The 25,726-nt window shown below is 68.6% G+C and carries 24 protein-coding genes, 1 tRNA gene and 4 pseudogenes; 19 read left to right on the forward strand and 10 right to left on the reverse strand.

What is annotated here, in order from left to right; translation table 11 throughout:
• A pseudogene (locus AC5FZL_RS05950) lies at window positions 1-352 on the forward strand (hypothetical protein); the annotation flags it as partial.
• Window positions 353-362: 10 nt separating this feature from the next.
• Here AC5FZL_RS05950 and AC5FZL_RS05955 read toward each other — a convergent pair.
• Window positions 363-818: a DUF3592 domain-containing protein gene (locus AC5FZL_RS05955; RefSeq protein ID WP_493617652.1), complete on the reverse strand. Its 456-nt coding sequence runs from the start codon at window positions 816-818 to the stop codon at window positions 363-365.
• Window positions 819-909: 91 nt separating this feature from the next.
• On the opposite strand from AC5FZL_RS05955, the gene AC5FZL_RS05960 reads away from it, so the two are divergent.
• Window positions 910-982, forward strand: a tRNA-Thr gene (locus AC5FZL_RS05960).
• Window positions 983-1,047: 65 nt separating this feature from the next.
• On the opposite strand, the gene AC5FZL_RS05965 is transcribed toward AC5FZL_RS05960, so the two are convergent.
• Complete coding sequence (locus AC5FZL_RS05965; protein ID WP_493617653.1) at window positions 1,048-2,097, reverse strand: site-specific integrase; 1,050 nt, start codon at window positions 2,095-2,097, stop codon at window positions 1,048-1,050.
• A gap of 265 nt (window positions 2,098-2,362) precedes the next feature.
• Window positions 2,363-2,596, reverse strand: coding sequence for a helix-turn-helix transcriptional regulator (locus tag AC5FZL_RS05970; RefSeq protein WP_493617654.1), 234 nt, complete (start codon window positions 2,594-2,596; stop codon window positions 2,363-2,365).
• A gap of 616 nt (window positions 2,597-3,212) precedes the next feature.
• Between AC5FZL_RS05970 and AC5FZL_RS05975 the strand changes: the two genes are divergently transcribed.
• Window positions 3,213-3,767: a TetR/AcrR family transcriptional regulator gene (locus AC5FZL_RS05975; protein ID WP_493617655.1), complete on the forward strand. Its 555-nt coding sequence runs from the start codon at window positions 3,213-3,215 to the stop codon at window positions 3,765-3,767.
• Window positions 3,768-4,885: 1,118 nt separating this feature from the next.
• Here AC5FZL_RS05975 and AC5FZL_RS05980 read toward each other — a convergent pair.
• Window positions 4,886-5,080, reverse strand: a complete 195-nt coding sequence (locus AC5FZL_RS05980; RefSeq protein ID WP_493617656.1) for a hypothetical protein — start codon at window positions 5,078-5,080, stop codon at window positions 4,886-4,888.
• 304 nt (window positions 5,081-5,384) lie between these two features.
• Complete coding sequence (locus AC5FZL_RS05985; RefSeq protein ID WP_493617657.1) at window positions 5,385-6,209, reverse strand: DUF8453 domain-containing protein; 825 nt, start codon at window positions 6,207-6,209, stop codon at window positions 5,385-5,387.
• A gap of 443 nt (window positions 6,210-6,652) precedes the next feature.
• Here AC5FZL_RS05985 and AC5FZL_RS05990 point away from each other — a divergent pair, with 443 nt between their 5' ends.
• Window positions 6,653-7,450 carry an FRG domain-containing protein gene (locus AC5FZL_RS05990; RefSeq protein WP_493617674.1) on the forward strand — a complete coding sequence of 266 codons (798 nt, stop codon included), beginning with the start codon at window positions 6,653-6,655 and terminating at the stop codon, window positions 7,448-7,450.
• 305 nt (window positions 7,451-7,755) lie between these two features.
• Window positions 7,756-9,336: a DNA (cytosine-5-)-methyltransferase gene (gene dcm, locus AC5FZL_RS05995; RefSeq protein WP_493617658.1), complete on the forward strand. Its 1,581-nt coding sequence runs from the start codon at window positions 7,756-7,758 to the stop codon at window positions 9,334-9,336.
• Window positions 9,337-9,345: 9 nt separating this feature from the next.
• Here dcm and AC5FZL_RS06000 read toward each other — a convergent pair.
• A pseudogene (locus AC5FZL_RS06000) lies at window positions 9,346-9,924 on the reverse strand (hypothetical protein); the annotation flags it as partial.
• 107 nt (window positions 9,925-10,031) lie between these two features.
• Between AC5FZL_RS06000 and AC5FZL_RS06005 the strand changes: the two are divergent.
• Window positions 10,032-10,463: a very short patch repair endonuclease gene (locus AC5FZL_RS06005; RefSeq protein ID WP_493617659.1), complete on the forward strand. Its 432-nt coding sequence runs from the start codon at window positions 10,032-10,034 to the stop codon at window positions 10,461-10,463.
• 92 nt (window positions 10,464-10,555) lie between these two features.
• On the opposite strand, the gene AC5FZL_RS06010 is transcribed toward AC5FZL_RS06005, so the two are convergent.
• Window positions 10,556-11,755 carry a hypothetical protein gene (locus AC5FZL_RS06010; protein ID WP_493617660.1) on the reverse strand — a complete coding sequence of 400 codons (1,200 nt, stop codon included), beginning with the start codon at window positions 11,753-11,755 and terminating at the stop codon, window positions 10,556-10,558.
• Window positions 11,756-12,040: 285 nt separating this feature from the next.
• On the opposite strand from AC5FZL_RS06010, the gene AC5FZL_RS06015 reads away from it, so the two are divergent.
• A complete protein-coding gene (locus AC5FZL_RS06015) occupies window positions 12,041-12,592 on the forward strand; it encodes a hypothetical protein (protein ID WP_493617661.1) in 552 nt (183 codons plus the stop codon).
• 59 nt (window positions 12,593-12,651) lie between these two features.
• Here the strand turns inward: AC5FZL_RS06015 and AC5FZL_RS06020 are convergent, their stop codons facing one another.
• On the reverse strand, window positions 12,652-13,026 hold the full coding sequence (locus AC5FZL_RS06020) for a hypothetical protein (protein ID WP_493617662.1): 375 nt from the start codon (window positions 13,024-13,026) through the stop codon (window positions 12,652-12,654).
• An 848-nt stretch (window positions 13,027-13,874) separates the two neighbouring features.
• Here AC5FZL_RS06020 and AC5FZL_RS06025 point away from each other — a divergent pair.
• From AC5FZL_RS06025 to AC5FZL_RS06080, 12 genes are all read left to right on the forward strand, one after another.
• A complete protein-coding gene (locus AC5FZL_RS06025) occupies window positions 13,875-14,135 on the forward strand; it encodes a hypothetical protein (RefSeq protein ID WP_493617663.1) in 261 nt (86 codons plus the stop codon).
• An 87-nt stretch (window positions 14,136-14,222) separates the two neighbouring features.
• Entirely contained in the window at window positions 14,223-14,483 is a 261-nt protein-coding gene (locus AC5FZL_RS06030) for a hypothetical protein (protein ID WP_493617664.1), read from the forward strand.
• A 37-nt stretch (window positions 14,484-14,520) separates the two neighbouring features.
• Window positions 14,521-14,778 (forward strand): hypothetical protein, encoded by a 258-nt coding sequence (locus tag AC5FZL_RS06035; protein ID WP_493617665.1) that lies wholly within the window; start codon window positions 14,521-14,523, stop codon window positions 14,776-14,778.
• A 25-nt stretch (window positions 14,779-14,803) separates the two neighbouring features.
• The gene (locus AC5FZL_RS06040; RefSeq protein WP_493617666.1) at window positions 14,804-15,535 is read left to right on the forward strand and encodes a hypothetical protein; all 732 of its coding nucleotides are present in this window, start codon (window positions 14,804-14,806) and stop codon (window positions 15,533-15,535) included.
• A gap of 14 nt (window positions 15,536-15,549) precedes the next feature.
• Entirely contained in the window at window positions 15,550-16,008 is a 459-nt protein-coding gene (locus AC5FZL_RS06045) for a hypothetical protein (RefSeq protein ID WP_493617667.1), read from the forward strand.
• On the forward strand, window positions 16,005-17,531 hold the full coding sequence (locus tag AC5FZL_RS06050; protein ID WP_493617668.1) for an Hsp70 family protein: 1,527 nt from the start codon (window positions 16,005-16,007) through the stop codon (window positions 17,529-17,531). The genes AC5FZL_RS06045 and AC5FZL_RS06050 overlap by 4 nt, the downstream gene beginning before the upstream one ends.
• Window positions 17,528-18,742 (forward strand): hypothetical protein, encoded by a 1,215-nt coding sequence (locus AC5FZL_RS06055; RefSeq protein ID WP_493617669.1) that lies wholly within the window; start codon window positions 17,528-17,530, stop codon window positions 18,740-18,742. The genes AC5FZL_RS06050 and AC5FZL_RS06055 overlap by 4 nt, the downstream gene beginning before the upstream one ends.
• A gap of 227 nt (window positions 18,743-18,969) precedes the next feature.
• Window positions 18,970-21,843, forward strand: a complete 2,874-nt coding sequence (locus AC5FZL_RS06060; RefSeq protein WP_493617670.1) for an FtsK/SpoIIIE domain-containing protein — start codon at window positions 18,970-18,972, stop codon at window positions 21,841-21,843.
• Window positions 21,840-22,661, forward strand: a complete 822-nt coding sequence (locus AC5FZL_RS06065) for a hypothetical protein (RefSeq protein ID WP_493617671.1) — start codon at window positions 21,840-21,842, stop codon at window positions 22,659-22,661. The genes AC5FZL_RS06060 and AC5FZL_RS06065 overlap by 4 nt, the downstream gene beginning before the upstream one ends.
• 9 nt (window positions 22,662-22,670) lie before the next feature.
• On the forward strand, window positions 22,671-23,573 hold the full coding sequence (locus AC5FZL_RS06070) for a hypothetical protein (protein ID WP_493617672.1): 903 nt from the start codon (window positions 22,671-22,673) through the stop codon (window positions 23,571-23,573).
• A gap of 16 nt (window positions 23,574-23,589) precedes the next feature.
• Complete coding sequence (locus tag AC5FZL_RS06075; RefSeq protein ID WP_493617673.1) at window positions 23,590-23,949, forward strand: hypothetical protein; 360 nt, start codon at window positions 23,590-23,592, stop codon at window positions 23,947-23,949.
• Window positions 23,950-24,262: 313 nt separating this feature from the next.
• Entirely contained in the window at window positions 24,263-24,508 is a 246-nt protein-coding gene (locus AC5FZL_RS06080) for a hypothetical protein (RefSeq protein WP_493617675.1), read from the forward strand.
• Here the strand turns inward: AC5FZL_RS06080 and AC5FZL_RS06085 are convergent.
• Together AC5FZL_RS06085 and AC5FZL_RS06090 are read right to left on the reverse strand one after the other, a co-directional pair.
• Window positions 24,499-25,361, reverse strand: a pseudogene (locus AC5FZL_RS06085) (IS481 family transposase); the annotation flags it as partial. The gene AC5FZL_RS06080 and the pseudogene AC5FZL_RS06085 sit on opposite strands and share 10 nt — an antisense overlap.
• Before the next feature lie 127 nt (window positions 25,362-25,488).
• Window positions 25,489-25,726 (reverse strand): annotated as a pseudogene (locus AC5FZL_RS06090) (hypothetical protein); the annotation flags it as partial.

Genomic DNA, 25,726 nt, shown 5'->3' on the forward strand with positions numbered 1-25,726 from the left:
CGTCTCCGTCCCGGCGCTGCTGCTGCCCGCGGCGATGGGGATCAGCGCGGCCTTCCTCGTCGGCTGGGCCGTCGACCCCGGCGGCACGCCGGTGCCGGGCCTGTCGCTGCCGCTGGCGGCCGGGTCGCTCAGCGCCGCGCTGACCGCGTGGTGGGGCCCGGCCAGCGGCTCCCTGCGCCGCGGGTCGCGCCAGCTGGTGCGGGCCGCGCTGCCCGGGCCGCGGGCGACGGGGTTCGCCCTCGCCGTCCTGGCCCTCGTGGTCGTGGCGGCGGTGATCGTCGTCTCGGCCAGCGGCGGGCGCCCGGACTGGTACCCGCTCACCGGCTCGCCCCTGGGCCAGACGGCGCCCTGAGGCCCGCCGCTCAGGCCAGGGCGCCGAGCAGGACCACGCCCCCGACGAGGCCCAGCACCGCCAGCACGACGAGCACGACGCCGAGCACCGCCTGCGCGGTGCCGCTCGGCGCGGCGCGCCCGGGCCGGGCCACGCGCACCACCTCGGGGTCATCGCGGTCGTAGTCGACCCGCACCTCGGTGCCGCGCCGCCACGGCCGGCTGGACGGCTCGGCGGCGACCGTCGTCACCTGCTCGCCCTCGTCGGTCTCGAAGCTGACGACGGGGGAGTGGGCGATCGTCACGTCGCGGTAGGTGTGCGCCTCGTCGTCCACCACGGTGGCCGGGGCCGACGCGCCGCGGGCGGCCAGCCGCGCGGTCCGGGCCCGCGAGCGCAGGCCCAGGCGCACGAGGACGACGCCCGTGGCGGCGAAGGCCAGCAGCGCCAGGGCGAGGAGGAGCGCCATGAGGACCAGGAAGATGCCCACGGTGGGCGATCGTCGCACCCGCGGGCGCTCGCGGCGCGCTGCGCCGCGGCCCGGTCACCGCTGCGGCACGCCCTAGGCTGGTCGGCGCCTCGCCGGCATGGCGCAACTGGTAGCGCACCCGACTTGTAATCGGGCGGTTGTGGGTTCGAGTCCCACTGCCGGCTCAAACGTCCTGGTCAGTCCCCTACGTAGGCCTGCTGCTCAGGGCAGGTCATCACTTAGTCACCATCTATGCGGGCGAGTCGACAGCCCCCGAGGCGTTCAGGATCTTGACGGCTCCGTCCTCGAGACGTCCGCGGCCGATGTAGTGGTTGTGCAGGGTGCTCAGGTCCGCTTCCCCGATCTGGTCAGCGATGTGGTTGATGGGGAGTCCTGCCTCCAGCAGCTTGGTGGCCACGGTCTTGCGCAGGGAGTGGCTGACGGCGCCCACCAGTCCTGCCGCGTCGAAGATCTGCCGGAGAGCCTTCTGGGTGTTGGAGGGGTCTCTCAGGCCACCCATGGGTGCCGCGAACACGGCGCCGTGTCGGCCGGGTGGCTGGGTCTGCCGGCGCTCCAGCAGCATGGCCACCACGTCTGCCGGGAGTCGCAGACTCCGCGTGCCGGCTGGTGTCTTGGTACGAGCGGCGATGGTCGTGCCTTGACCGGTGATGCTCTCCATCGTCGAGTCGATGCGGACGGTGCCGGCCTCGAGATCCACGCGGTCCCAACGCAAGGCACACGCCTCGCCGATCCGGCACCCAGTGCCGAGCATGAAGGTGACCAGGTCCGCGAGACCGGTTGCGATGGCCTTCTCGTCGCTGGCGAGGACTGATCGCAGTCGCTGCTCTTCGGTCAGCGTCAGAGCGCGTGGTGGCTTCTTCGGCTGCGAGCTGCGTACCGGAGCAGCATCCCTCACCGGATTGGCAGTGATCGCGCCATGCCGAAGCGCTAGCCCCAGCATGGAGGAGAGGCACGTGCGCGCCGTCTTCGCGGCACCGGGCCCGTGCTTGGTGGTCACTTCCTCGAGGAAGCGATCCACGACACCGACGCCTACCTCGCCCAGCCTCAGCGCTCCCAGTAGAGGCTTGATGTACGACGCGACGTTCCGGCGGTAGACCTGGATCGTCGAGCCAGCCCTGCTGCCAGTAGCCATCGACTGCAGCCACGTGTCGGCGAGGTCTGTCACCGTGGTCTGGATGTGGAGATCACCTCGACGGCGCTTGGCGCGGTTTCGCAGCTCCGCCGTCAGCGCGTGCTCGGCGTCGGTCTTCCGGCCCGCAGTGCGCTGCACCTGGACCATGCGGCCGTCCCAGTCACGATGCCACGTCCGGGCGACCCACCTGACGCCCTGACGCGGCACGACCGGGCCAGCGACCTTCTGGCCATTGCTGCGCATGTAGGCCGTCAGACTGATGTCGCCGTGGTGGCCGAGAGGAAGCGGCGGGCGCCCCATAGTGCTGATTTCCTTCCATCTTGAGGGCCTCTAGAGGCGAGTTTCCGGTGGGTGGTGGGCGCCGAGATGAGCGTGCGCTGCTCGTGGTCGGCAGCAGGTGTCTCGCGCTGGTTCAGCGAGCCTCAGCGCGCAGGCTGGGCACGTGCATCCAGTCCTGGAGGTCGCCGACGGAGTACAGGATGCGACCGCCGGCGCGCTTGAACTTGGGGCCTCGACCATCACTCCGCATGTTGGCGAAGTGGCCCTCGCTGAGACCCGTGATTGCAGCGACCTGCTTGGGAGTCAGGAGCGTCCTGCAGTTCTCGGGCATGGGGGCGGCGAAGGGTGCGACGTGGTTGGTGGGCATGGTGTTCCTCGCGACGTGTTGTCTGGTGACCTCTCGGGTCCGGTGATGACAATCGTGCGAAGCGGCTTGTATTTCTCGGGCGTCACCTGATGGCCCGAGTCGCAGCCTTAAATTCTCGGGTCCCTGCCACGTGGGCCCCCACCAGCGTCTTTGCTCCCGCAATGTGACCTGCGCCACAGTGTGCATGCGCAGTCATCGGGCCCAGTGGCAGGCATCGGTCATCGAGCAGTCGGCTTACGAAGACCTCGCCAGCGCGGCGAAGACACGCAGTCGCTCACCGTCTCGCTCAGGCGTGCCGTCGCCGCCGCCGCTCGCTCGACTGCCCTTCCATCACCCCAAGGCAGAAGGCCCCCCGCGCATCACGGTCGTCCCCCTGCGTGTCGGCGGCTGCCTGCCCTGCCTGCAGAAGGAACATCGCGTACGCCATCTGGTACGAACTGCTGGTCGGGTGCCCGTCAAGGGCGTCCCAGTAGTGGCTCCGGGCCCACTCTTCCCCTGCTCGCTGTGCTGGCTCGTGCATCTTGACTCCTCCGAACTGACTGGTTCGTTCAGGATGACCCAGAGGCACCGCGGCGTCAAGATGGGCCTGACCTTGGTCGATCGCTAGGCTTGGCCGGTGCCGCGCGATGCGACCGCGACCCGAGCGCGGCTCTTGCAAGCCGCTAAGCGTGAGTTTGCTGAGTTCGGTGTGGCTGGCGCTCGTGTCGACCGAATAGCCGAGCGCGCGATGGCTAACAAGCGGGCGCTCTATGAGCATTTCGGTAGCAAGGAGGGCCTCTTCGACACGGTCATCCGGGAGACCCTGCCGCGCATCGAAGCAAATGTAGGGCGAACCTGGGGCGACTTGCCAGAATATGGGGGCGCGCTTTTCGATGCTCTAGTCGAGGACGTCCACTTGCATCGCCTGATCCTGTGGATGCGGCTAGAGCGCCCAGGAGCCGCTGAGTCGGACCAGTCGCAGTATGGCAGTACGTTGGGCGCCGACGGCGTGGCGGCAGGTGACAGGCGGCGATTCGCTCACGCCGTAGCTATGGTGCAAGCGATCGCTCTAGCGTGGTTCATGGCGCCCGTTGAGCTTCGTTCTCTCGACAACGATGTCCTTGAGGATCCCCGGCGCGTTGCGGCTCTCCGGGCTGAAGTGACGGAAGCGGTCCGGCGGCTGGTTGGGTAATCTGGCGATAAATCTGTCGGGGCGCGACGGGGGCGGCAACCTTCGATGGCTAGTCGCAGGGCGGCCTTGGATTCCCGGGGCATGCCCAGGCAGTTCCGTTAGCAGTTCCCTTCGGGTGGCCACCAGTCATGCCCCCCCCCCCCGTTATTCTGGCACCAGCAATATCCCGGTACTGCTAGATCGCCCACTGGTCTCCCGGCCAACGCGATCCTCAGAAATCGCCCTACCCAGAAACGCGCGTTGAATACCGACATCCGAGCTGGCCAGCGCCGACCGCGGGATTACTTGGCAGGACGAACTCGAGGTGTGAATTGGCAAGAGCCTCGAGGCCCTTGCAAGGGTTACGACTCCGCGCGAAGACACGTTGGCGGAATTTCTCAATGTTCCGCTCGGGCTGCGTAGTGACTAGGTCCTGGTGACCCGCGCCAACCTCCAGCCGAGCGTGGCCATGGCGTGGTGGGAGGCATGGCGAGTCCGAGGTGGGGGCACGCTACCAGCGGCAACCCCGGTGAGACAGGCTTCGGTGCCGACCCATATGCCGCTTCGCCATGGGGAGGGAGATCCTGCCAAGATCCTCATGATTGCCCTCGCGCGCGATGGCTCAGAGCGTTGCTTTGACTGAGCGAGGCGAGGTAGAGCCTAGTCGAGATCCAGGGCTTGTCTACCACTTGTGAGCACTTTCTGACTACCAGTTTCAAGATCCTCAGCGGCGCCGCAGGCGCGGCGAACCTCCTTGCAGCCGGTTTGATCATCGCAGTTGTCTCGAGGGGGCCTGATCGAGGCCTTCGGCCTGCGAGCGGTCCGACGACGTACCAGGACGAGTTTTGGGCACTAGCAGGGCGGCAGCAGTCCGTATGGCGGTCAATCTGAGGCCTGACCCGGCCAGGCCGGTCGTGCTGTTGACCCGAGTTGGTGAACGGGTGAGGATCAGTGCCGAGACGCTGCGCGAGCGGAGGCGCTGCCGAAGGCAGCCCCCACGGCGTTCGTGGAGGTCAGTCCGTGCCGACGTCGCGGGAATGCAGACAGGAGCGCTGCGAGAGCGAAGCCTGGACGGCTGACGGCTGACGGCTGACGGCTGACGGCTGACGGCTGACGGCTGACGGCTCATGGCGAGGGGGTCAGGCGTCCAGCGGCCACCAGTAGCGGTCCTCGTACTCCTCCAGCGAGATCAGATCGATGCCCTCGCTGTCGCGCTGCACAATGCCCGGAGTGTCCTCGAACCGCCGGCCCAAACTATGCGGGCCCTCGCGGCGAGCACGTTCGACCTCCCGCTGGGCGCGCGCGCTGAGTTCGATGCGGACGTAGCCGGACACCCGCGCAGTGTGGCGTCAAAGACACGCGCGTGGCGCGACGTGGCCACCCGAGAGGGTGCGTATGAGCGCGCTTGGTCACAGAGCCACGCTTTAGGCGAGCCGCCGGGGAGCGCACTAGTAGGCCCAGGCGGTCAGGTTCCGACGGCAGGCGGTGACGGTTTCCTCGGCTGACTCAGAAGCCAGTTTGGCGGCCAAGCGCATGAGGGGATGGTCGCCGGTTACCCGGTAGACAGCAAAAGGTCAGCGGCGGACGACGTGGTCACAGGGGCATCCCCGACCGTGGTCATTAACAGCGCAGTGCTCGTCATGTCTGCTCATCTCCGTCCGGACTAGCCGCCTGGTCGCGCCGCCAGGCTGCTCTCTGTTCCCGCTCCCGCTCGTCCTTCGCATCGCCATCCCGGGAGTAGACGGCCATGCCACCTCGCACGCCCTCGGTCCACTTCTTCATCGTCTTGCTCATGACCTCGAGCGACTTCGCGGCGTCATGAACTGTCTTCTCTGTCATCCACATGCGGCCGCTGAAGGCAGACCAATCGAGAACCGAGGGCGTAGACAGTGCATGCCCTTCAGAGTCCTTGTAGGAAGCGACCAGTTGGTGGCGGTCAGGCAGATCGCTGCCCTTGCGTTCGATCGCTGTGTCCCAGAAGGTGCGCCACTCTTGGCCAGGCGCCAGAAAGGGTAAGGCGGGTAAGGCGATGTCTCGGTAGGCCTGCTCGCCGCTGCGCTGGAGAGGCGGTGAACAAGTGATCTGTAGTTCATGGGCGCCCGTGAGCCCGAAGTTGCGTACGACCACGTCAATGAAGTTGGGAAAGGCCGGGCGAACTTCGGCATAAACCACGACGTAGGGCTGCGCTTGTTCCCGGCGCTGGATGCGAGCCTCTTCCAACTGGGCGCGCGCTCCATCGACCTGCCGCTTGGCGTACTTCGCGGCCACGATCGCCACCACCAGCGTTGCGACTGCAGCCAAAGCAGCGACTCCGGAGCCTACGGCGGATGTGGTGTCGGTCCAGTCCGATCCTGCGGGTGCAGAACTGGGCATGGAGGTGCTCGCCGCGACCGCCGTAGGCGGCGCCATGGTGGCCGGCGGCGTGATGGGCGCAGGGAGAGTTGCGTATGGAGTCGCGGTCACCATCGGGACGCTAGCCGCCGAGTGTGACAGTGACCCATGGGATGCGCTCTTGCTCTGACCATGTCGTCACCCAACTCATGCCGACGAGCCCGGAGTGCTTCCGGCCCTGCGCATCTGAGGCCTCGGTCAGGCGGCTTCGCAGTTGTGACGACGTTGCTTTGCATGTGGCGATCCTGTGACGGGCTGTCCACTGTCTGGTAATAGTGGGTACTCAGGTGCCGTCCACTGGGGGAGCCCTAGGTCGCCTGGCATGCCATCCGTCAAGGAGTTCCGATATGCGCGGTGTACTAACGTCTTCCACAATATTGCACAGGAAGCAGTCCGGGTTCGATGTATATCGGGTAACGGAACCCAATGCACTGACGCAGGTGATTGGTTGGCTGAAGTTCACCTCGGAGGGCGGCGAGGTCCTATACAGAGGATCGTCAAGGCTGCATAAAAAGATGCTAGCGACGGGCCTACGTGGTCCTGGGACCGACCGTAGTAGAGCAGGTTTCTACTCTGCGCTGCGCACCTATGTCGACAAGTTGTGGGGCGCTCCCTGTGCTTGCACGGGCGGACCATTTCCTTTCGCCGCCCAGCACGCCTGCCTTGAGGCGCTACAGCAAGGCGTTCGCGGAAGCTCCGCTCTCGTCAGCGGAACTTATCGCGCAGCAGTTGAGCCGCTACTTCAACATTACGGCATAAACACCCGATGGGTGGATGTTGTCGACAACGTTTGGGTAGCCCTGTGGTTCGCCTGCCATACACAGGAAACACGAGATCGGCATGCGACTCACCTGAGGCGATCAGTTGCTCAAGAGGAAGGAGTCGCAAAGTCTGGTGCCGGAGGCGGTCCATCCGTGGACACATCGCCGAAGGCCTACATCGCCGTTTTGGAAACAGGGGCGCTGGAGAGCGCCGGGATTCCGGGTTACAAGATTGGCGCGGAGAGCCGTCTGATCGACCTGCGATACGCCGTCCCAAGTGTTTACCTCCGGCCCCATGCGCAGCATGGCCTGCTCATGGCACCCCGCCAACTCCCTGCGGGATCTACCGGTGACCTGGCGCCTCGGGTCGTCGCATACGTCGAAATTCTTCTACGGGATGCTCTTGAGTGGCTTGGGGAGGGTGGGATGACTAGTCGGTACGTCCTCTTTCCCCCGGCTGTCCGCGACGAAGGCTACCGACGCCTTTTGGACTATGCGCCTACCCCGCCAGACCTGTTGGGCCACCTGACTTTGTTTGGGCCCGGCTACTAGGTCGTCAGCGTTGCCATATCGGCTGCGCTTGAGTAGTGGGCTCAGAATTCTGGATGCTGACCCCGTGGGGCAACCGTTGGCCTTAGCACGCTCGGTCCGCGCGGAACGGCGCCGCCCAGCTGGCGGCAGGCCTGTGCTGGGGGCCGCGCTGGCTCCGTCCCACCGGCCAGCCGTGCGAGGCCCGCGCCGCTGACAACCGTAAGGAGAGGCCTTGCTGCGTGGCTGCCATGGAGGCGCCAGCGGATGTTTGCGCAGGTCAGCGAGCCATTGCAGGATTGACAGACGGCTCAGGTAAGCTCCCCGGCATGGCCTTCACCTTTGTGGATCTCTTCGCCGGCATCGGGGGCTTCCATGCCGCGCTCGGTGCCGCTGGCGGGGAGTGCTGGTTCGCCTCTGAGATCGATCCCATGTGCCAGGACGTGTACGAGCGCAACTGGGGCATGCGCCCCGAGGGCGACATCGTGCCCCTGACCGAGGAGCGCATGGCCGTCCCGGCGCACGACGTCCTGGCTGCGGGCTTCCCCTGCCAGCCCTTCTCCAAGTCCGGTTACCAGCGCGGCATGGCCGAGACCCGCGGGACCCTGTTCTTCAACATCTGCAAGGTCTTGGAGGCTCGCCGCCCGCCGGTGATCGTCCTGGAGAACGTCCGCAACCTCGCCGGCCCCCGCCAGCAGGAGACCTGGGCCACCATCGTGGCCACCCTGCGCGAGCTCGGCTACCGCGTCTCCTCCCAGCCCGCGGTCTTCTCCCCTCACCTGCTGGCCAAGGATCTCGGCGGGCGCCCGCAGGTGCGCGAGCGGGTCTTCATCACCGGCACCTACGTCGGGCGCGCGCGAGCCGAGGCCGAGGTCGACGTGGCCCCGATCGTCACCCCCAAGACCGTGCACGACTGGCCGGTGCCGGACTGGAACCTCGAGCGGGACCTGCCCTTGGACGACGACGCCGACATCCCCGAGTTGGGGCGCTACCAGCTCACCGCCGCCGAGACCCGCTGGATCGAGGTGTGGAACGACTTCATCGCCCGCATCGACGAGCCCACCCTTCCTGGCTTCCCGATCTGGGCTGACGAGTTCCGCTACCCGGCTGAGGTCCCGGTGGGCACCCCGGTGTGGAAGGCGAACTTTCTGCGCAAGAACGCTGACCTGTACCTACGCAACAAGGGAACCATCGACGCCTGGCTGGAGGAGAACGACTACCTGCGGGACTTCCCGCCCTCGCGGCGCAAGCTGGAGTGGCAGGCCCAGGACACCGAGCGGGACCTCTTCAAGTGCGTGCTGCACCTGCGGCCCTCAGGCATCCGTGCCAAGCGGCCCACGTACCTGCCGGCGCTGGTGGCGATCACCCAGACCAGCATTTACGGGCCCCGCAGGCGCCGCATCACCCCGCGCGAGGCCGCGCGGCTGCAGGGGCTTCCGGACTGGTTCTTTTTCGGCAAGCCCAGGCCGGAGGGTGCCGCGCAGCCCGAGCCAGGCGCTGAGGCCGCCGCTGGTGGGGGGGCTAGCCGGGCCGTCGCGGGCGCAGCAGGGTTGCTGGAGCCGGAGGACAGGGAACAGCCCAACGCAGCGACCTACCGCCAGCTCGGCAACGGCGTCAACGTCGGTGCTGCCTATTTCGTCTTCCGCCAGCACGTCCTGCGCGACGCCGAGGACCTCAAGGTGCTGGCGCCGCATGTGCTGGAGGCGGTGCTACAGGCCGGCCCACAGCCGGTGGTCGCGCAGGGCGGCGGGGGCGGGCCGCTGGGCCACAGCGTGGGGGAGGTGGACCTGCGCGCCGTCCAGGGAGCCGTAGGTGGTGGCCAGCAGGTGAGGCTTGAGCAGCACGGTCATGCTGCGCTCGTCGACGGCCAACTGGCCCCGGTCGAACAGGCGGTGCACGTCGGTGCGTAGCGCAAGCCCGTTGGAGACCCGGTTGGTCGCCGGGCCCATGTAGGGAACGATGTGCGCCGCGTCCAGGGCGGTGACCGCGTCGGCGCCGGTCACCGCGCAACGGAAGCTGTAGGCCTGCAGCACCGCGGTGCGGAAGCGGTCCTGGCCCTCGCGGGCCGTGGCCTCCACCAGGGCCCGGGTGCGCTCGTCGGAGACCCCTGCGGGGTCGAAGGCGTCAGGGAACGGGTCCTCAAGCTCAGGCTGAGCGGCGGCGACCAGAACCGACGGGGCCGGCTGGGATGAGCCTGGTATCCCGTGTTCGGTGACGCCGTTGATGATCGCCTGCAAGGCCCTGTCGGTGACTGTGCTCCCTGGGGACAGGTAAGAGTCGTCGCGGGGCTGTCGCTGAGCGGCGGCGATGCAGTCCAGCAGCACTTCGTCCTTGGTCTTCCCCGCCACGCTGGTGCCAAGGGCGCCGGCGACGGCGTCGAGGAAGTCTCTGCGCACTGTGGAGCCTCGCGAGGTCGTGAAGTGTTCAATGCCTAGAAGATCAGAGAGCACCGACATCAACGCCCGCTCAGGAAACACCTCACCGTAGACCCGCACCATGGCACCACCCTAGGTCTGCACGTACTGGCGCCGCCTTCACAACATCCGGGACCGTGGCTACTTGGCCTGCTGTGACGGGTACGCCAGCGGTTTGGCAGGCTTGCCCGGTGACCACCTCGTGGGTGTCCACCAGTCAGGGCCGCCACCTCGCGGGCCGGCCCAGCAAGGACACCGAGCCCGAACTCGCCCTGCGCCGTGCGCTGCACGCCGCCGGCGCCCGCTTCCGTCTGCACCGGCGCCTCGCCCGGGCCTGTACCCCGGACCTAGTCCTGCCCGGGCGCAGGACGGCGGTATTCGTGGACGGCTGCTACTGGCACTCCTGCCCGCGACACGGGCGCAAGACGCCTTTCACGGGGCCGAACGCGGCTTTGTGGGAGGAGAAGATGGACAGAGTGCGCCAGCGCGACGCCAAGGCCACGGAGACGGCGGCCAGCCTTGGCTGGCTGGTGGTGCGACTGTGGGAGTGCGAGGTGCGCAGCGACCCCTCATTCAGTGCGCGCACCGTCCTCAAGATGAGCGCCACGACAGCGAGGGAGTAGGGCGGACACGCGCCCAGCGCCTGCACGTCGCAGCCGGAGGCGGAACCCGCTACTGGCGCGTGCGCCGATGGCGCTCCGGCTTGGATGCGGGCTCAATCGGTGTCCGGGATGGAGGCGTCCTCGTCTTCGTCCTCAACCGGCGCCTGCTGGCCCAGAAGTGCCTCAATGGCTTCGTCCTTGCTGGCGGCCAGCCAGCCCAACCCCGTACCCCGCTCGCGAAACGTGGAGAAGTTCACGTGCACGGCTTTAGAGGCGGCCCCGATATGGGCGTCGAGGTGCTCGTGGCTGACGCCGGTGATGCCCTTGAGTGGAAGGATGTTGGCGGTGGGCTCGACCACCGTCCACGTCGATAGGGAGCGGACTCCGCCCATGAAGGGATCCGGCCAGCCTGACCACGAGGTGACCAGGTCGACGGCGTCGGCGACGTGCTGAGGCGACGACGAGCGCAGGTTCCAGTTCGTCTTCAGGGCTCTGCTGCGCTCCGGCTCGTCCCACCGCAGGCGACGGTCAGCCTCGAGGAATTCTGAAGGCCGCTGCTGGGTGACCAGGCGATAGATGGCCTCGCTGTTGGACGCCGGCCCGGCAGCAGCAGCCAACGCCGACCACCACAGCTCGGCGTTCCAGGCGTAGGTGCGGATCGAGGTGGCTCCGCCGTCTGCATTAGCGATCACCCAGGGCAGGTACTGGCGGTCGAAGAGGCGCGGCTCGGCTCCGGCGAGCTCCAAGACCGCCAGGAGAACCTGCGCGGTCCCGAGAGGGTACTTGTAGGGCAGGCCCTGAGGGTGCTGGCTGCCAAGGCTGGCGCCGATACCTGCCCAGGCTGAGGGGCTGACGCTCCCCAGGTACTCGATCCGCTGCAGCGTGAAGGCGTCCCACACCTGGTAGCGAGACCGAATGCGCTTCTGGCGGCCCGGGAGGTCCCCGAAGAGCACGGGGTGGTTGCTGACCGTTGGGAACAGGGGCGAGTAGACGTCCAGGCCGAATAGGGCGCTCTCGGCGCTCTCAACCAGCGCTGGCCACTGCAGGCTCGGGTGCACGAGTAGGCGGGCGCTGCGGTCTACGACGACACCCACCTGCCACGGGCTTGATCCGGCGAGCATGGCCGCGGATACCAGCCCGTCGATGTCCAGACCGGTGACCAGCACGGGGTGGTCGCTGCTGGCGAGGCGGGACCTCAGGCGGTCGACGGCGTTGCCGCTGCCAGGCTGGGGGGACAGGTGGCGGCCGAAGGCCTGCAGGACGGTTCTTCGTCGTTCGCGCGCGGTGTTGCGCCGGTCGTCGTCAACGGACACGTTCGCAGGTTAACCGTAGCCGCCTTCACGCCTGGCACGGCTGGCGCAACAGATGGGCGCTCTCGAGGGGATGCCGTGACTACGCCGTGAGCGCGCCGCGGCGGCGAGGCGCAAGGAGTACGCACCTCGCCGTGCAGAACTGCGGGCGGAGAAGAAGCCTTAGAGGAATGCGAACTCGTAATCGTTCGAAGAAGGCATTCCCACACGTATGGAGCATTTGACGCTGGCGCATGACCGCGCGCAGTGCTTCACTTCCCGAGACCGAGATCGAGTCAAGGAGCGCACTTGTACCACCTGAAGCCGAAGTGGCAGGACGGCCTGGCGATCACGACGAAGTTGGCCGAGGCCATGCGCGCCAGCGGCATCGCCGTCATCAGTTCCGACATCGTCATCAACTACGGCGAGGCCGAGGGATGGATCACCGTTGAGATCGACGGGGAGCTCCAGCGGCTGTCCGTAGAGCGCGACCGGGTTCACCGTGGTGATGAGAGCGTGGGTGCGATGGTCGGCTACGACGGCTACTCGCTGCCGCCGCTGTCCGGCAAGGCGGCGGACGAGCACTCGCGGATCTCGAGCCGGTTCTGGAACATCCTGTGGTCGAACCCCATCGACTTCGTGCCCAGCCCAAGCGCCTTCGAGCGCCTCCGCAAGGCTGACAAGATCGACATTCTCAAGCGCGAGGCCGAGGTTCACCGGCGCATGTTCGAGCAGGCCTACAGCGAGCGGAAGGCGCAGGTCCCGGAGTCCTACGCCGACGCTCTCGAGGAGGCGTGGGCGGCCCTCAACGCGATGTTTGACGAGCAGAGCGCCGACCTGGCGAACGGCGTCATCAGGTAGGCGTAGACGTAGGCGGGGCCCCGAGTCAGATCGACTCGGGGCCCCGCTTGTTCAGTGGATCACTTCACGCAGTACCAGCTGCCTTCCCACATCCGCCACTGGGCGCCGAAGCGGTAGTTGTCCCAGCAGAACTTCCACGGGTTCGCTGAGCCCCGCGGCACGTAGGTGAAGGCCAGGGGGAAGCCGTAGGTGACCTCCCGGCAGACGATGCCGTAGCCGTAGGCGAGCGCGCTGTTGGCCGAAGGCGCCCCCTGCTGCTGGCAGGCCTTGACCGGGTTGACCTTCACGATGGCCGCGGCGGCGTTGGCCGGCGGGGCGGTGATCAGTCCCGCGCCGGCGATCAGGCTGACCCCGGCGCACGCCGTTGCCAGTCGGTAGAGGAACGGCTTCTTGGTGGGCCGCTCGTAGGTGGACTCGGTGCTCTGCATGGTCATGTCAGAAACGCCTTCCGGTGAGTCCTTGCTCTCCATCGGGTTCGGTGGAGTGCACGAATCGTGGCAGTCCTGACGAATTGTGACAACACGCAACTTTAGGTGACGAAAGGGACAGGCGCGGAGATCGACATCATCATGATTCACGTCCGAGCGTGACGATCAAGGCGCTCGCGAGCGCCGCCGGCGGCCCGCTGCCCACACTGTGCAACGGCGGGCATGAGGACGGCCCCCGCACGTCATGGGGACGGAGGCCGTCGTGGTGGTCGGTGTTGCCGCACCCTTCTCCTGCTGGACCTGGGCGGCAGCGATCGTGCGCTTCGCCTGAATCTGGGCCTGGGCGGTGGCGGCGTTGCACTTGATCTCGCTGCGCTTCGGGTTCCCCACCGCGGCCATGCGCCCACCTGGCGGCCACCATCTACCCATCGAATATGTGATGACCTCAGGCACTTGCTACTGAGCGTCGGTGAAGTCGCATGGCTGCCGAGGCCCACTGTCGTGACGAGTGGTGACCATCCCTGACCTCATCGCCACAACTCGGGCGGTTGTGGGTTCGAGTCCCACTGCCGGCTCTCCGTCCCCCTGCGGTCCTGCCATCCGCCACGGACCCGCGCCCCGATGCCAGCACGACCGCGATGGGCACAAGCCCGTCTTCTGTGCCCGGGCCACGCCTGCTCTGCCACTCGGTAGCAGCGCCGCCGGCTGTACATCGTCCTAGCAGCCCCGTGTCTCGCGCACGGGTTCATGGCGTGTTGGAGTCGCCACGCTGATTCACGGCCTCCTGCTGCAAGACTCCGGTGCACCGGACCGAGCGATCGGACGCTCGACGGGCATGCCCCTGAGGAGTCTCTTTGAGCGCTATCACCACGCTTCAGAACCAGATCATGAGCGACGTGGTCCAGCCCGCGAACCGCTCCGAGCGAGAACTCCGCAAGCTGAGCGAGACCTGCGCTCGGCTCGAGAGGCGGGCGAGCAACGTGCTGGACGGCGCCGGCAGCGTCGAGTCCGAGGTGGTCGCGAGGTTGGGAAGGGCGGGGCGTGCTCTCAAGGACGCCCGTAAGCGCGTGCTGGATGCGCGCAGCGCCGCGGATGAGGCAAAGAGGAACCTTTGACTCTTGCCAATCTTCCGCCATGTCAAACACCTCTGCTCTAGAGTCACAGTCGCGACAGAGGCGTGCTGGGCAGATGAGGTGGTGGATGTGGCGAACGTCAGACAGCTCAAGGACCAGGTCAACAAGGTGGCGGATTCGGCCAAGAAACTGGCCAGCACCCTGACGACGTACCAGGACCAGAACCGCCAGCAGCTCGAGGCGGCGAGGACGGCCCTCGAAGGCACGAGCACGGGCACGGACACGGACGTCAAGTCCGCCCTCGACGATGCCACGACGGCCCTCGCGGACGCGAAGTCGAAGCTCGAGGACGCTGCCCGCAAGGCCAGCGACTACGCGGCCAAGCTCTGAACCCCGACATGGTGGACACATCTGTGAGGAGTTGCGCATGAGCGTCGAAGAGACCAAGAAGATGGTCGACGGCATCGGCAGGAGCATGGCCGGGCTCGAGAAGACCCTGGACCGGGCCGCAAAGCAGTTCTCGGGCGCCGCGCAGCAGGCGCAGGGCGTCCTGCGCGGGTCGGCAACGTCGGTGGAGCAGCAGGTGACCGAGGCCCTCCGACAGGCCGAGGCGGCCACGATGAAGGCCTCGCAGTCCGTGAAGAAGGCCTCGGAGGCCTGCGTCAAGTACGCCGCGGACGCCTGAGCACCGCGAGAGGAAGAACAACGACATGGGCAACAAGGCGTCCGTCGGGCTGCTGTCGATCGCCCTAGTGGTCATTTACCTCCTGGTCTTCGTCGCCGTGGGATACAGCGGCCTCGTCATCGTCTACGTCGTGCTGGCGCTGCTGGGCTCGGCGGGGCTGCTCGTCGCGCGCTACGCGGTCACGCAGGAGGAGACGGTCACCCTGCGGGGCGTGGGCATCGACTATGCCCTGCGCACTGCAGGCCACGCGCTGTACGTCACCGAGGACAACCTGATCGGCTTCCCCTCTGGCAAGTTCGAGCTGGTCCGGGGAAGCGCACCGAACTCAATCGAGGCGCACGAGTTCAAGCCGAAGGGCGGCCACCGCATCGTCCTGCAGATGCTGCTCGTGCCGTGGGCGATCTCCGGCGTGATCGTGCTCGTCATGGCTCGGATCTTCGACAGTGGTTGGGCGTACGCGATCGGGCAGGGTGCCCGGTTCGTCGCCTTCATCTACTTCTTGTTCTTCCTCATCGTTCCCATGGGCCTGGCGCTCCTCATCGAGATCGGGCTCAAGAAGGTGGTGGCCTCGGTGATCACCGTCCGCGCCGAGGAGGTCGACGACGCCGTCCGCCTGACCTTCACGTTCCAGGGGGCCTCGGCCCTGCTCGCCAAGGGACGAGTGCTGAGCAGCTTCGACGCACCGGTCCTGCCGCTCAAGTACCAGACGCCGGGTACGGCGAGGATGGCGGACCAGCCACTGGAGGTCGGCGCATGACTCAGGAGGCGCACGTGACCGAGCCGTCGGCGTCGATCGCTGCCGACGTGGCCTCGCTGAAGAAGGACATGGACCAGATCCTTCCGTCGTTGGTCGATGCGCTGAAGCGCAACCGCTACTTCGACGAGATGGAGCGGCAGCTGCGCCGTGCGGAGAGGGTGTCGGAGGCCTGGCGCGACTGGCCCCTGATCACCGGAGTGCACGACGTCGTCCTCGCGATGCGGGCAGCACCCGAGTCGGATCCCGCGATGGTCGAGCAGCTGGTCGACGTTCTCTACCGCGCGGCCGGGGTCGAGGAGTTCGGCCATGCGGGGGAGCTCATCGCGCCGGACCACGCCGAGATCACCTCGGTGACGGGCCAGGGCCCCCACCTCGTCGTGGTTGACACCCAGCGGCCCGGGCTGCGGCTGGGCCACCACCCGCTGCGCAAGGCCATCGTCACTGTCCGCCGCGAGGAGGAGGCACCGAGATGAGCGTGATCGGTATCGATCTCGGAACGACCAACTCCGCGGTGGCCACCACCGACGCGCAGGGCATCACGACCACCATCGCCGACCGCGACGGCGCCAGGATCATCCCCTCCGTCGTGTACTTCGCCCCGGACGGCGCGGCCGTCGTGGGGGAGCGGGCCAAGGCCATGGCCGTGATGGAGCCCGAACGGGTGGCGATGCTGTTCAAGCGCGGGATGGGCGAGAGCACCTTCCTGTACGACGGCAACGACTTCGTCGCCGAGGGCAAGACGTGGCGTCCTGAGGAGCTGTCCAGCCTCGTCCTGCGCAAGCTGAAGCAGATGGCCGAGGAGCAGGTGGGACCAGTCACCGGCGCCATCGTCACCGTGCCCGCGTACTTCGGCGAGCCCGAACGAGCCGCGACCCGGGAGGCCGCCGAGATCGCGGGGCTGCCGATCATCCGCATCCTCAACGAGCCCACGGCTGCGGCGATCGCCCACGGCATCGACGCGCAGTCCCGCGGCCGGAACATCCTGGTCTTCGACCTGGGCGGCGGCACGTTCGACGTGACCGTGATGCGCACGGAGGACGACGGTGAGATGCGCGTCCTGGCGACCGGCGGCAACCGCCGCCTCGGGGGCGCGGACTTCGATGACGCGATCATGCAGATGATGGCCAAGCACGCCCAGGACCAGGCCGGCGTCGACATCCTCGCCGAGCCATGGACCTTCCAGGACGCCCGGGAGAAGGCCGAGGGCGTCAAGAAGGAGCTCTCCACCCTTGAGTCCTCGACGCGCCCGCTGTCGACCGGTGGGCGGCCCATCATGTTCTCGGCGACCCGCCAGGACTTCGAGGCGGTGATCGCGGACACCCTCGAGGACGTCAGCGACATGGTCGAACTGACGCTGACCGACTCAGGGCTGCAGTCCTCTGAGATCGACACCGTCCTGATGGTGGGCGGATCCTCGCGCATCCCGGCCTTCCATCGCCTCCTCGCGGACATGTTCGGCAAGGCGCCGACCTTCTCCCGGAACCTCGACGAGGACGTCGCACGCGGTGCCTCGATCCTGGCCGCGAAGTTGAGCGGTGCGGTCGACCCCCGCTCGGAGCTCGCTGCCCTGGCCGTTCCGACCGATGTCGCCTCGCACGGCCTCGGCGTCACCGTCATCGACGAGAACGGGCGTGAGATCAACGGGCTCGTCGTGCCGCCGGGGCATGCGGTGCCGGCATCCGGGACGGAGACCTTCTATGCCGCGTCCGAGGGTCAGACCGAGGTCCACCTGCGCATCAACGAGGGCGGCGAGAGCGACCTCGCTTTCACACGCGAGATCGGGGACGGGTCCGCCCGCTTCGGGCGTCCCGTTCCGAAGGGCTACCCGATCCGGGTCGACATCGCCTACACGCTGGAGCAGATCGTCGAGGTGCACGCCTACGACGGTGAATCGGGGCAGCTCATCGGACAGGTCAAGCTCGAGCGCGCCGGTGCCCTCTCGGACGACGCGAGACGGCAGGCCCTGGCTGCGATCACCGGGACGGACGTGCAGTGACCACCACCGCCTCAGAGCAGGAGTGGGTGCAGCTCACCGAGCCGGCGAGCCTCAGCCAGGCCGACATCCTGCGCTTCTTCGGCATTCCCCCCACGCCGGAGAAGGATCTCGAGAAGAACGTCAAGGCCAAGCGGCAGTTCTGGACCAAGCGCGCCAACGGCCCGGGCGGCCGCGAGCTGGCGGCGAAGGTCAAGGAGAACATCCAGAACCTGTCGAAGGTCCTGGAGGAGGGCGCCGTCCCCGAACGGATCGTGCCCACGGAGGACGGCCGGTACCGCGTACTGGGCGACGCCCAGACGCCGCAGGAGCTCGCCGAGCAGCTCGAGCTGTTCCTCCGGTCCGGCGACCTCGCCAACGTCGTCGCCACGGCGAGGTTCGGCCTAGAGACCTGGCCCGACGACACTGACGTCGTCGTCGCTGTGGCCCTCGCCCTGTCCGAGCTGGCTCGCGACTACACCACGATCGCGGAGGAGGTCCGCCGCATGGCGGCGGCGTCCGCCGAACGCGCTGTCGACCGGGCGCCGACGAACCCAGACGTGTGGCTGGCGAAGGCCCGCGTGCTCCTGGCCTTCGGCAGCCTGAGCGATCTGGACCTGCTCGAGTCGGACGCGTCGGCCCGAGGCGTCAAGCTGCCGGCCGAGCTCTACGGCATCGTCGCGAGCGCCTCGTTCCGCAAGGGGGACGTGGAGGGCGGGATCAAGCGCCTGATCGCGTCCGTCGAGGCCAGCGGGGGCGACCCGGGCGTGCGCAGCGTCGCTGCCGACGCGATGATCCGCGAGGTCCTCGTCCCCATGCTGCCGATCGCCTCACGCAAGGCGGCCGCCGCGTACGTCGAGGCCACGGGGGTCGCCGCCTGGATCGCGGACGGCGTGCCGGAGTCCGAGGCCGAGCTCCTGCGGTTCCGGATCTGGGCGACCGAGTCCCAGGCGCGCGTTTTCATCGGCGATCTTGCGCTCAAGTCCTTCCTCGGCGTGCTGACCGGCTTCATCGCCCTGCCCCTGTACAGCAAGATGGCGTCCCGGCCCGGGTGGCGAGTCCTTCATGACGGCCCGTCGAACGACCAGTCCTGGCAGCAGTGGCTCGACGTCGCCGACGGCGAGTACATCGAGGACCTGCACCGGTTGTCGCCGACGCCGTTCCCGTGGCAGCGCTCCGCTGGCGAGAGGTGGCCGACGCGCGAGCAGGTCATCAACGCGATGACGCAGAAGTAGCGCCGCTGCTCCGCCCGCCTGCACGCCCGCTGCCCGACGAGAACGGTGAAGGACTGATGTCTGACCTGGTGTGCAGCCGGTGCGGGCGACCCGCGCAGACCGCGCGGTGCCTCACCTGCGGCGGCCCCCCAATCGCGGACCCCAGGGGGGCCGCGGGCCAGGGAGCGCCTGCTGGCCGCGACCGTGCGCCCCGGCCCCGGCCCCAGACCTCCCGGCCGTACCCCCAGGTGGCTGAGGCGCCGCAGGACGCGAGGCCTGCCCGCCTGGCCAAAGACCCCCGCCTCGTCGACATCGAGCAGCGCATCGCTGTGCAGAGCTCCGCCCTCGTGCAGGTCGAGCGGGATCTCGCCCGAGCCACCGACCAGCTCTCCGGGGCGCTTGGCCTCCTGCGGGCCGACGCCGAAGCCGCTGCCCAGCGGCTCGCGGCGGAGCGCGACCGGGACCTCGCGTCGGTCGAGGCGCTAAGGAGCAGGGCGAGCGCGGCCTTCGAGCGGGACGCCCGTATCCGGGCCACCCGGTTGGGCAACGCCTTGACCACGGCGGGTCTCGCGGCGCGCGATGCGTCGATCGCCCTGGGACAGCGCAGCCCGGCACTGGCGCGTGTCGGGATGACGGAGTCGGACCTGTGCCCGGCGCTGACGGTCCGGCCCTACGCCACGGTGGGCACCGTGCTGTTCCCGAACGGCTCCGAGCTCAACCGGCGGCTCCCCACGCTGCCGGCCCTCGTTCCGCTCGTGGACGAGGGCCACGTCGTCGTCGAGGCGCCGGCAGGACCCGAGGTGGACGCGCTTGTCATCGCACTGGTGGCACAGGCCTTCGCCTCGGCCCCGGGCGGTCAGATGGTCGTCAGCGTGTTCGACCCGAAGATGAAATCCGCACTGGCCGGCTTCCAGGCCCACGGAGCCTCGACCGAGGCCAAAATCCTCGTGAACGTCCACCCGTCCCAAGAAGGGCTCGAGAAGGTGCTGGCCGAGCACCTCGGGCACATGATCGCGGTCGGCGCCTCGACGGCCAAGCAGTACGCGAGCATGGGTGCGCTGGTCGAGGCGACCGGGCAGCACGAGCACCAATACCACACGCTCGTGATCCTGGACGGCCCCTCGTACTGGAGCGAGCGGGCGGCCCAGGACGTCCAGCGCATCATCGACCAGGGCGCGGCCGCGGGCATCTCGGTGATCCTGCACCACGACCCGACGGAGACGTCGCCACGCGAGCTCGACCTCGCGAAGGTCACCCGGGGCGCGACGCGGCTCGTGCCGACCGGAGGGGGCCCTTGGCGGGCGTCCGTCCCCGGCATCGGCACGGCACCGCAGTTCCGGCTGTTGCCTGCCGTGCCCCTGGAGGCCCAGCAGCGCCTGATGAAGCTGGTGGTCGACGCTGCGAAGCAGGGCGTGCTGCCGAAGGTCCCGTTCATGGACGTCGCGGCGGGGGCACCCTGGTGGCGCTCCGCCGATGGTGGCTCGCGCTCGACGGCGGACGGCGTCACCATCACCCTCGGGCGCAAGGGCAACGAGACCGTCGAGTTCACGATGGGCGACACCACGTCGAACCTGCACAACGTGCTGGTCGGCGGGCGCGCGGGCTCGGGTAAGACGGTTCTGCTCAAGGCCATGATCTACTCCATGGCGGCGCGCTACTCCCCGGAGGAGCTGCGCCTCTTCCTGCTCGACTTCAAGGACGGCGTTGAGTTCCAGCAGTTCCTGGCGGACGGTGGGGGCCAGGCTCTCCCGCACGCCTCGGTCGTCTCCATCGAGAGCGACGCGCAGTTCGGCCTGGCGACCCTGCAGCACTTCGTCGACGAGCGCGAGCGCCGATCTCGCGTGTTCAAGGAGACCGGCAACGTCCCCAACCTGCAGGAGTACCGGACGAGGACCGGCTCGGTCATGCCGCGGTGGGTCCTGGTTATCGACGAGTTCCAAGGCATGTTCGCCGGGCCCGACTACGTGCAGGCCACTCAGCTGCTCGAGGACCTGGTCCGGCGCGGACGGTCCTTCGGTCTCCATGTGGTCCTGGCCAGCCAGACGTTGAGCGGAATCCGCTTCGACGGGGACAAGGACAAGGCCATCCTCGAGAACGTGCCTGCTCGGGTCGTGCTGCAGCTCGGTCCCGACGAGGCGACGAAGTTCCTGCAGTCCGGCAACGATGGCGCGGCGCAGCTCCGCTACCGCGGGCAGGCGATCCTCAACCGGCGAGGCGGGGCACCCGACGACAACCAGCTCTTCGTCGTGGCGTTCGCCGACGAGGAGTACGCCACGCTCCAGGATGACCTGGCGCAGGAAGCGCGACGGCTGCGCTGCGCAGGGGCCGCGGCTCGCGTGTACCGAGGTGACAAGCGCGTCACCAGCCGCGAACTGGTGGCCTCCAGCGCTCGCCCCGCACCGGAGCACGGCGACCTGCCCGCATGGTTCGGGCAGGAGTGCACCGTGGAGGCGGCCGTCGCACAGACGCGGTTCGCCTCGACCAGCGGTAGCAACCTGCTCGTGCTCGGCAGCCTCGACATCCCGTCCGCGGTGGCGACCGCGCAGACCGCGGTGCTCAGCGCGGTCGCGGCGGCGCGGGAGGCGATCAGCGTCGTCCTGCTGGATGGCCTCCTGCCGAAGTACCGGGAGGTGGCGCGGATCGATGAGTGGTGCGCGGCCCTGGAGGTTCTTGGGGCGGAGGTGGCCCGCTTCGGCGGCGACGCCGAGGAGCAGGCGCTCGAGGCCATCAAGGACAGGTCCGGCCACGACCAGCGCGCCGTGGTGGTCCTGCTCGGCGCGGAGAACACGAACTTCAAGCAGGCCGCCGAGTACGAGTGGGAGACGCTGATCCGCGAGCTTCCCCGCAAGGGCGTCAACGTCGTCGGGCAGTGGAGCGACCTCCGCGACATCCCCGGAGACCAGTACAACCTGCGCAACGACTACAAAACCGTGCTCTTCGTCGGCGGCGACGAGGAGCTGATCGAGAAGGCGTCGGGCCGCAGCAGGCACGACATCCCGCCCCTCAAGAAGGGTCGCACGGTGGTCTTTTCAGCGCTCAGCTCCCAGCGCGGGATGTCGACGGTGGCGTCGGTCGCCCCGCTCGACGGTGCTGACTTCGCAGCGTGGAAGCGCCTCGGGTGACCCTCGCCGCGCTCTACGCCGCCTTGGGGGAAATCGAGCAACTGCCGCTCGAGGCGCGGATCGCCGAGCAGCGCGCCGCATCCGATCACGACAGGACCCTCGGCGACCTAGACGCCCGTGCCACCAGGACGAGGGAGGCGGCGCGGACGGCGGCGACCACGCTCACCGACGCCGTCAGGACAGCAGGCCAGTCCGCCTCGAGCAAGGGCGCCATTCCGAAGCCCGGCGTCCGCAGCTCGGGACGAGAGCCCGACTTCGCGAGTGTGAAGACGCTGGACTCCGCGGTGACGGCGCTGCAGGCGCAGCGGGACCGTGCCTCGGCGCAGGTGGCCAAGACCCGCGAGGAGCTGCGCAGGATGGAGCAGCTGGTCGACGAGGAGAACCGCCGCGCGAGCGACTGGGACCTCGCCAAGGCGGCGGACCTCGTCACCCTGCTCGTCGGAGTGGCTTCCGTCCTCCTGGCGGTCATCGGGGGGCCGAACGGTTTCGGCTGCGCGGCCACGGTCGGCGGTCTGGTTGCCGTCGGAGTCCGCCTCTACAGCGGCCCCTCGACGTTGATGCTGCGGGCCGCGGCCGGTCGCCCGTTCCTCGACGCGACATCCGCCGCCCGGAAGGCCTTCGTCCTGTCCCGGGTCGCTGCCTGTGGCGCCGGCGTCCTCGTCGTGGTCTGGCTCGTGAACGCCATCTGCGCCGCACTCGTCACCATCCAGGGCCCGCTCGGCACCTCGCGCAGCGCTCCCGACGCGGTTTGGTACGCGACGACGGCTGTGTCGGTCGCCTTGGCCGTGGCCAGCGCTCACAGGCTGCGTGGGGCGTAGGCCGCCGTGGTGAACGCCGACGAGCTCGTCAAGCAGCTCAACGACCTGCTGGGGCGCATCAATGACCTCCGAGCTGACGTGGGTCGGGAGAAGACGCCGCTCCACAACACGAGGGTCGCAGGGGACAAGGCGCTCCCAAGCGCGCCCACCACGGGTAGGTGCACTCCGCTGCTGCGCAAGGCGGTCGACGAGTTCGGCCGGGCTTTCACGGACGTGGATGCGGCGCACGACGAACTCATGGCCGCCCACGCCGCCCTCCAGGCGTACGTGTCGACGTCCTTTGCGCACACGCCCGCCCCGGCCGGCACGAGCGGGGCGGGCGGCAGCTGGGAGACCAGCGGTACCGGGGCTGTGGACCACGTCGCCGCCGCGCGTCGGAGCCGCCTCAAGCGCATGCAGGCGCATCTCGGATGGGACACAGCAGGGGCGGTGATCGCAGGCGCCTCGCTGGCCGGCACGGTTGCGCTCGCGGCGCCCCTCCTGCCCGTCGCCGTCGTGGCGCTGACGGCCGGTGGCGCCGGCCTCTACAAGCGCCGGGAGCGGCTGGCGGAGCTCCACCAGGAGCTTGGGTGGAAGCGCGACGTCGCTTTCGTAGCTGGCGTCCTGGTCGTCGGCGGGGGTGTGGCGGCACTCACGGCCACCGCAGGAGCCACTGCCCCCCTCGTGCTGGCGGCCTTCGCCCTCGCGAAGGGGGCCCAGCGGCCGTGGGAGGCTTGGAGGACGGGCGGGCTCGATGATTGGAGCTCCGACGAACGGCGCGAGGCCATGAAGGGCTTCGCCTTGGACCTCCTCGGGGCCTTCCTCAACATGGACGGCCTTGAGGGGGGCCTCAAGTGGGCGTCCACGGCCGTGGGGGCCGCGCTAGACGTCCGTGAATTGCGCCAGTACATCCTTCAGTACCGCAACAGCTAGCGATCGGGGACACTAAGTGACTGAGCCGGACGACGACTACATCGCGCTGGTCGCTGCGGCGATCTCCGCCGTCCAGAGTGGCGACCAGGCCGCCATCACCACCGCCCTCGAGGCGCTCGCCCCGTTGCAGGCCCGGGACGTCATCGGCGAGCTGTTCCTCTGGGTCGAAGACGTGACCGAGGGTGTGGAACTCGACGTCCTCATCGCGGCGACGCGACTCCCTCTGCCCGACCACCCGCGCGAGATCGTTCGGGCGGTGCACGCGCGGGACGTGCGAGCGTTGGAGGCGGTGACGAGCCGCGACCGCCTGGAGGCGCTCCTAGCCGCTGTCGTGCTGCTGGTCGCCGCGTTCAACGAGGCCCGCGCGCGGGTCTGAGCCACCGGCCAGACCCCGGCTGCTCGCCGCCTGACGGGTCAGCGGAGCAGGGGCCGTGAGGTGCCCACCGGGGGGGGGCGTGCGCGCTGCCCGGCCGGGCCGAAGAGCCCCGCCCGGGTGCGGCACCTCCGGTAGCAGGAGTCGGTGCTCCACCGTGGATGGCACATTGATCCGTTCGATGGCGAGACGAGAACCGCAGTGATCGTCAGCAAGCCCGCATGAGCCTCCTAACCGCAATGCATGTTGGCTTTTGCCTGCTCGAATCGGGCTGTCTAACCTCGCCCCCATCGACCCCGAGCGGTTCACCGCGCTGGTGGCCCTCGTCCGCGACGGCGGCAAGGTCGTCGGCACCACCGCCTTCATGGCCACCCTCGGTGACGAAGGCCGCGGCGTCAGCGCAGCGACGTTGCTCGTGCTGCCCCGCCGCGACCGCCACACCGAGCTGGAGCCCCTGCTCGACAGCGGCACTCTGCGGGTCCAGGTCACCCGGCGCATCCCGCTGACTGAGCTGCCCGCGCTGCACGCCGAGGCCGCCGCCGGTCGCATCGCGCTGCGGTAGTGGCGGGCGAAGGCCCATTCGGCGGCCATGGTGCGGTGAAAGCGTTCGATCTTGCCGTTGGTCTGCGGCCGGTAATGGCGGGTCTTCTTCGCCGTGATGCCGAGGTCCGCGCCGGCATCGCACCAGGCGTGGGACTTGTAGGCGCTGCCGTAGTCGGACAGGACCGCTCGACCTTCACGCCACGGGCGGCGAACCGGGAGACGTCGCGGCGCAGGACGGCGACGCGGTGGCGGCGGTCTCGTCGGCGTGGATCTCGGCGTAGGCGACCCGGGAGTGGTCATCGATGACGGTGTGCACGAACGCCGTGCAGCAGCGGCTGGTAGCGGGCGTTGGTCCCGCGGGTCGCGGAGGCGGAGCGGTTCTTCAACCCCTGGCTGCGTCCGACGTAGCGCCACCCGCCGCCGTCGGGGATGTTGCCGAGCTTCTTGACGTCGACGTGGATCAGCGCGCCAGGACGCTCGTGCTCGTAGCGGCGGATCGCCTCGTCGGTGCGGATGTCGATGTGGGAGAGGCGGTTGAGTCGACAGCGGGTCAGCACCGCGTGAACCGTCGAGGCGGGCATCCCTGTTCTTGCGGCGATGGTCGGTGGGGACAGGCGCTGCTTCCACCGCAGGTGCACCACGCGCTTGACTTGGGCAGTCGGCGTGCGGGTCGAGGACTGGTGCGGATGCGAGGAGCGGTCGGCCATCCCCGCCTCGCCCATCGCCTCATAGCGGACCGCCCACCGCTTCGCCGTCGGCCAGGCGACGTGGAAGTACTCCGCGGCCCGCGCGATCGGCCATCCGTCATCGCGCACGAGACGGGCCGAGATTGAGACGGGCCTTCGCGTCGAGGCGGCGTTAGCGTGGGACACAAGGACCTCTTGGTGGTGGTGCGGGCCTTCAGCAGCTCCACTCCACACCGGGAGGGCCTCCCGCGCTTGCACCCTCAGTCAGACAAGTTCATCGCACTCACCCGACCAACGTCCCTGGGCAGAACACCTAGCCGCGGCGCGGCGGGCGGGGCTCGCGGTACTCGTGCAGGAACCAGGCGGCCACGCCCAGCCCGGCGACGACCACGGCACCGAAGGTCACGAGCACGAAGGCCGGCACGCGACCGCCTTCGTCGGTAGTGCCGACCGGGTCCTCGGCCGGGGTCGGGGCGGTCTCACCAGTGCGGCTGCTCGCGGACGCGCTCGGCGTGGAACCCACGGCCACCGCCGCGTCGGCGGCGGCCGGC

The sequence above is a fragment of the Quadrisphaera sp. DVD1 genome (assembly GCF_058932755.1).

Excerpts from the sequence above, each read along its gene's own strand:
- AC5FZL_RS05965 (WP_493617653.1), bottom strand. The coding sequence starts at position 2,097 with ATGGTCCAGGTGCAGCGCACTGCGGGCCGGAAGACCGACGCCGAGCAC.
- AC5FZL_RS05990 (WP_493617674.1), top strand. The coding sequence starts at position 6,653 with ATGCTAGCGACGGGCCTACGTGGTCCTGGGACCGACCGTAGTAGAGCA.
- AC5FZL_RS06050 (WP_493617668.1), top strand. The coding sequence starts at position 16,005 with ATGAGCGTGATCGGTATCGATCTCGGAACGACCAACTCCGCGGTGGCC.
- AC5FZL_RS06035 (WP_493617665.1), top strand. The coding sequence starts at position 14,521 with ATGAGCGTCGAAGAGACCAAGAAGATGGTCGACGGCATCGGCAGGAGC.
- dcm (WP_493617658.1), top strand. The coding sequence starts at position 7,756 with ATGGCCTTCACCTTTGTGGATCTCTTCGCCGGCATCGGGGGCTTCCAT.
- AC5FZL_RS06040 (WP_493617666.1), top strand. The coding sequence starts at position 14,804 with ATGGGCAACAAGGCGTCCGTCGGGCTGCTGTCGATCGCCCTAGTGGTC.
- AC5FZL_RS05970 (WP_493617654.1), bottom strand. The coding sequence starts at position 2,596 with ATGCCCACCAACCACGTCGCACCCTTCGCCGCCCCCATGCCCGAGAAC.
- AC5FZL_RS06020 (WP_493617662.1), bottom strand. The coding sequence starts at position 13,026 with ATGACCATGCAGAGCACCGAGTCCACCTACGAGCGGCCCACCAAGAAG.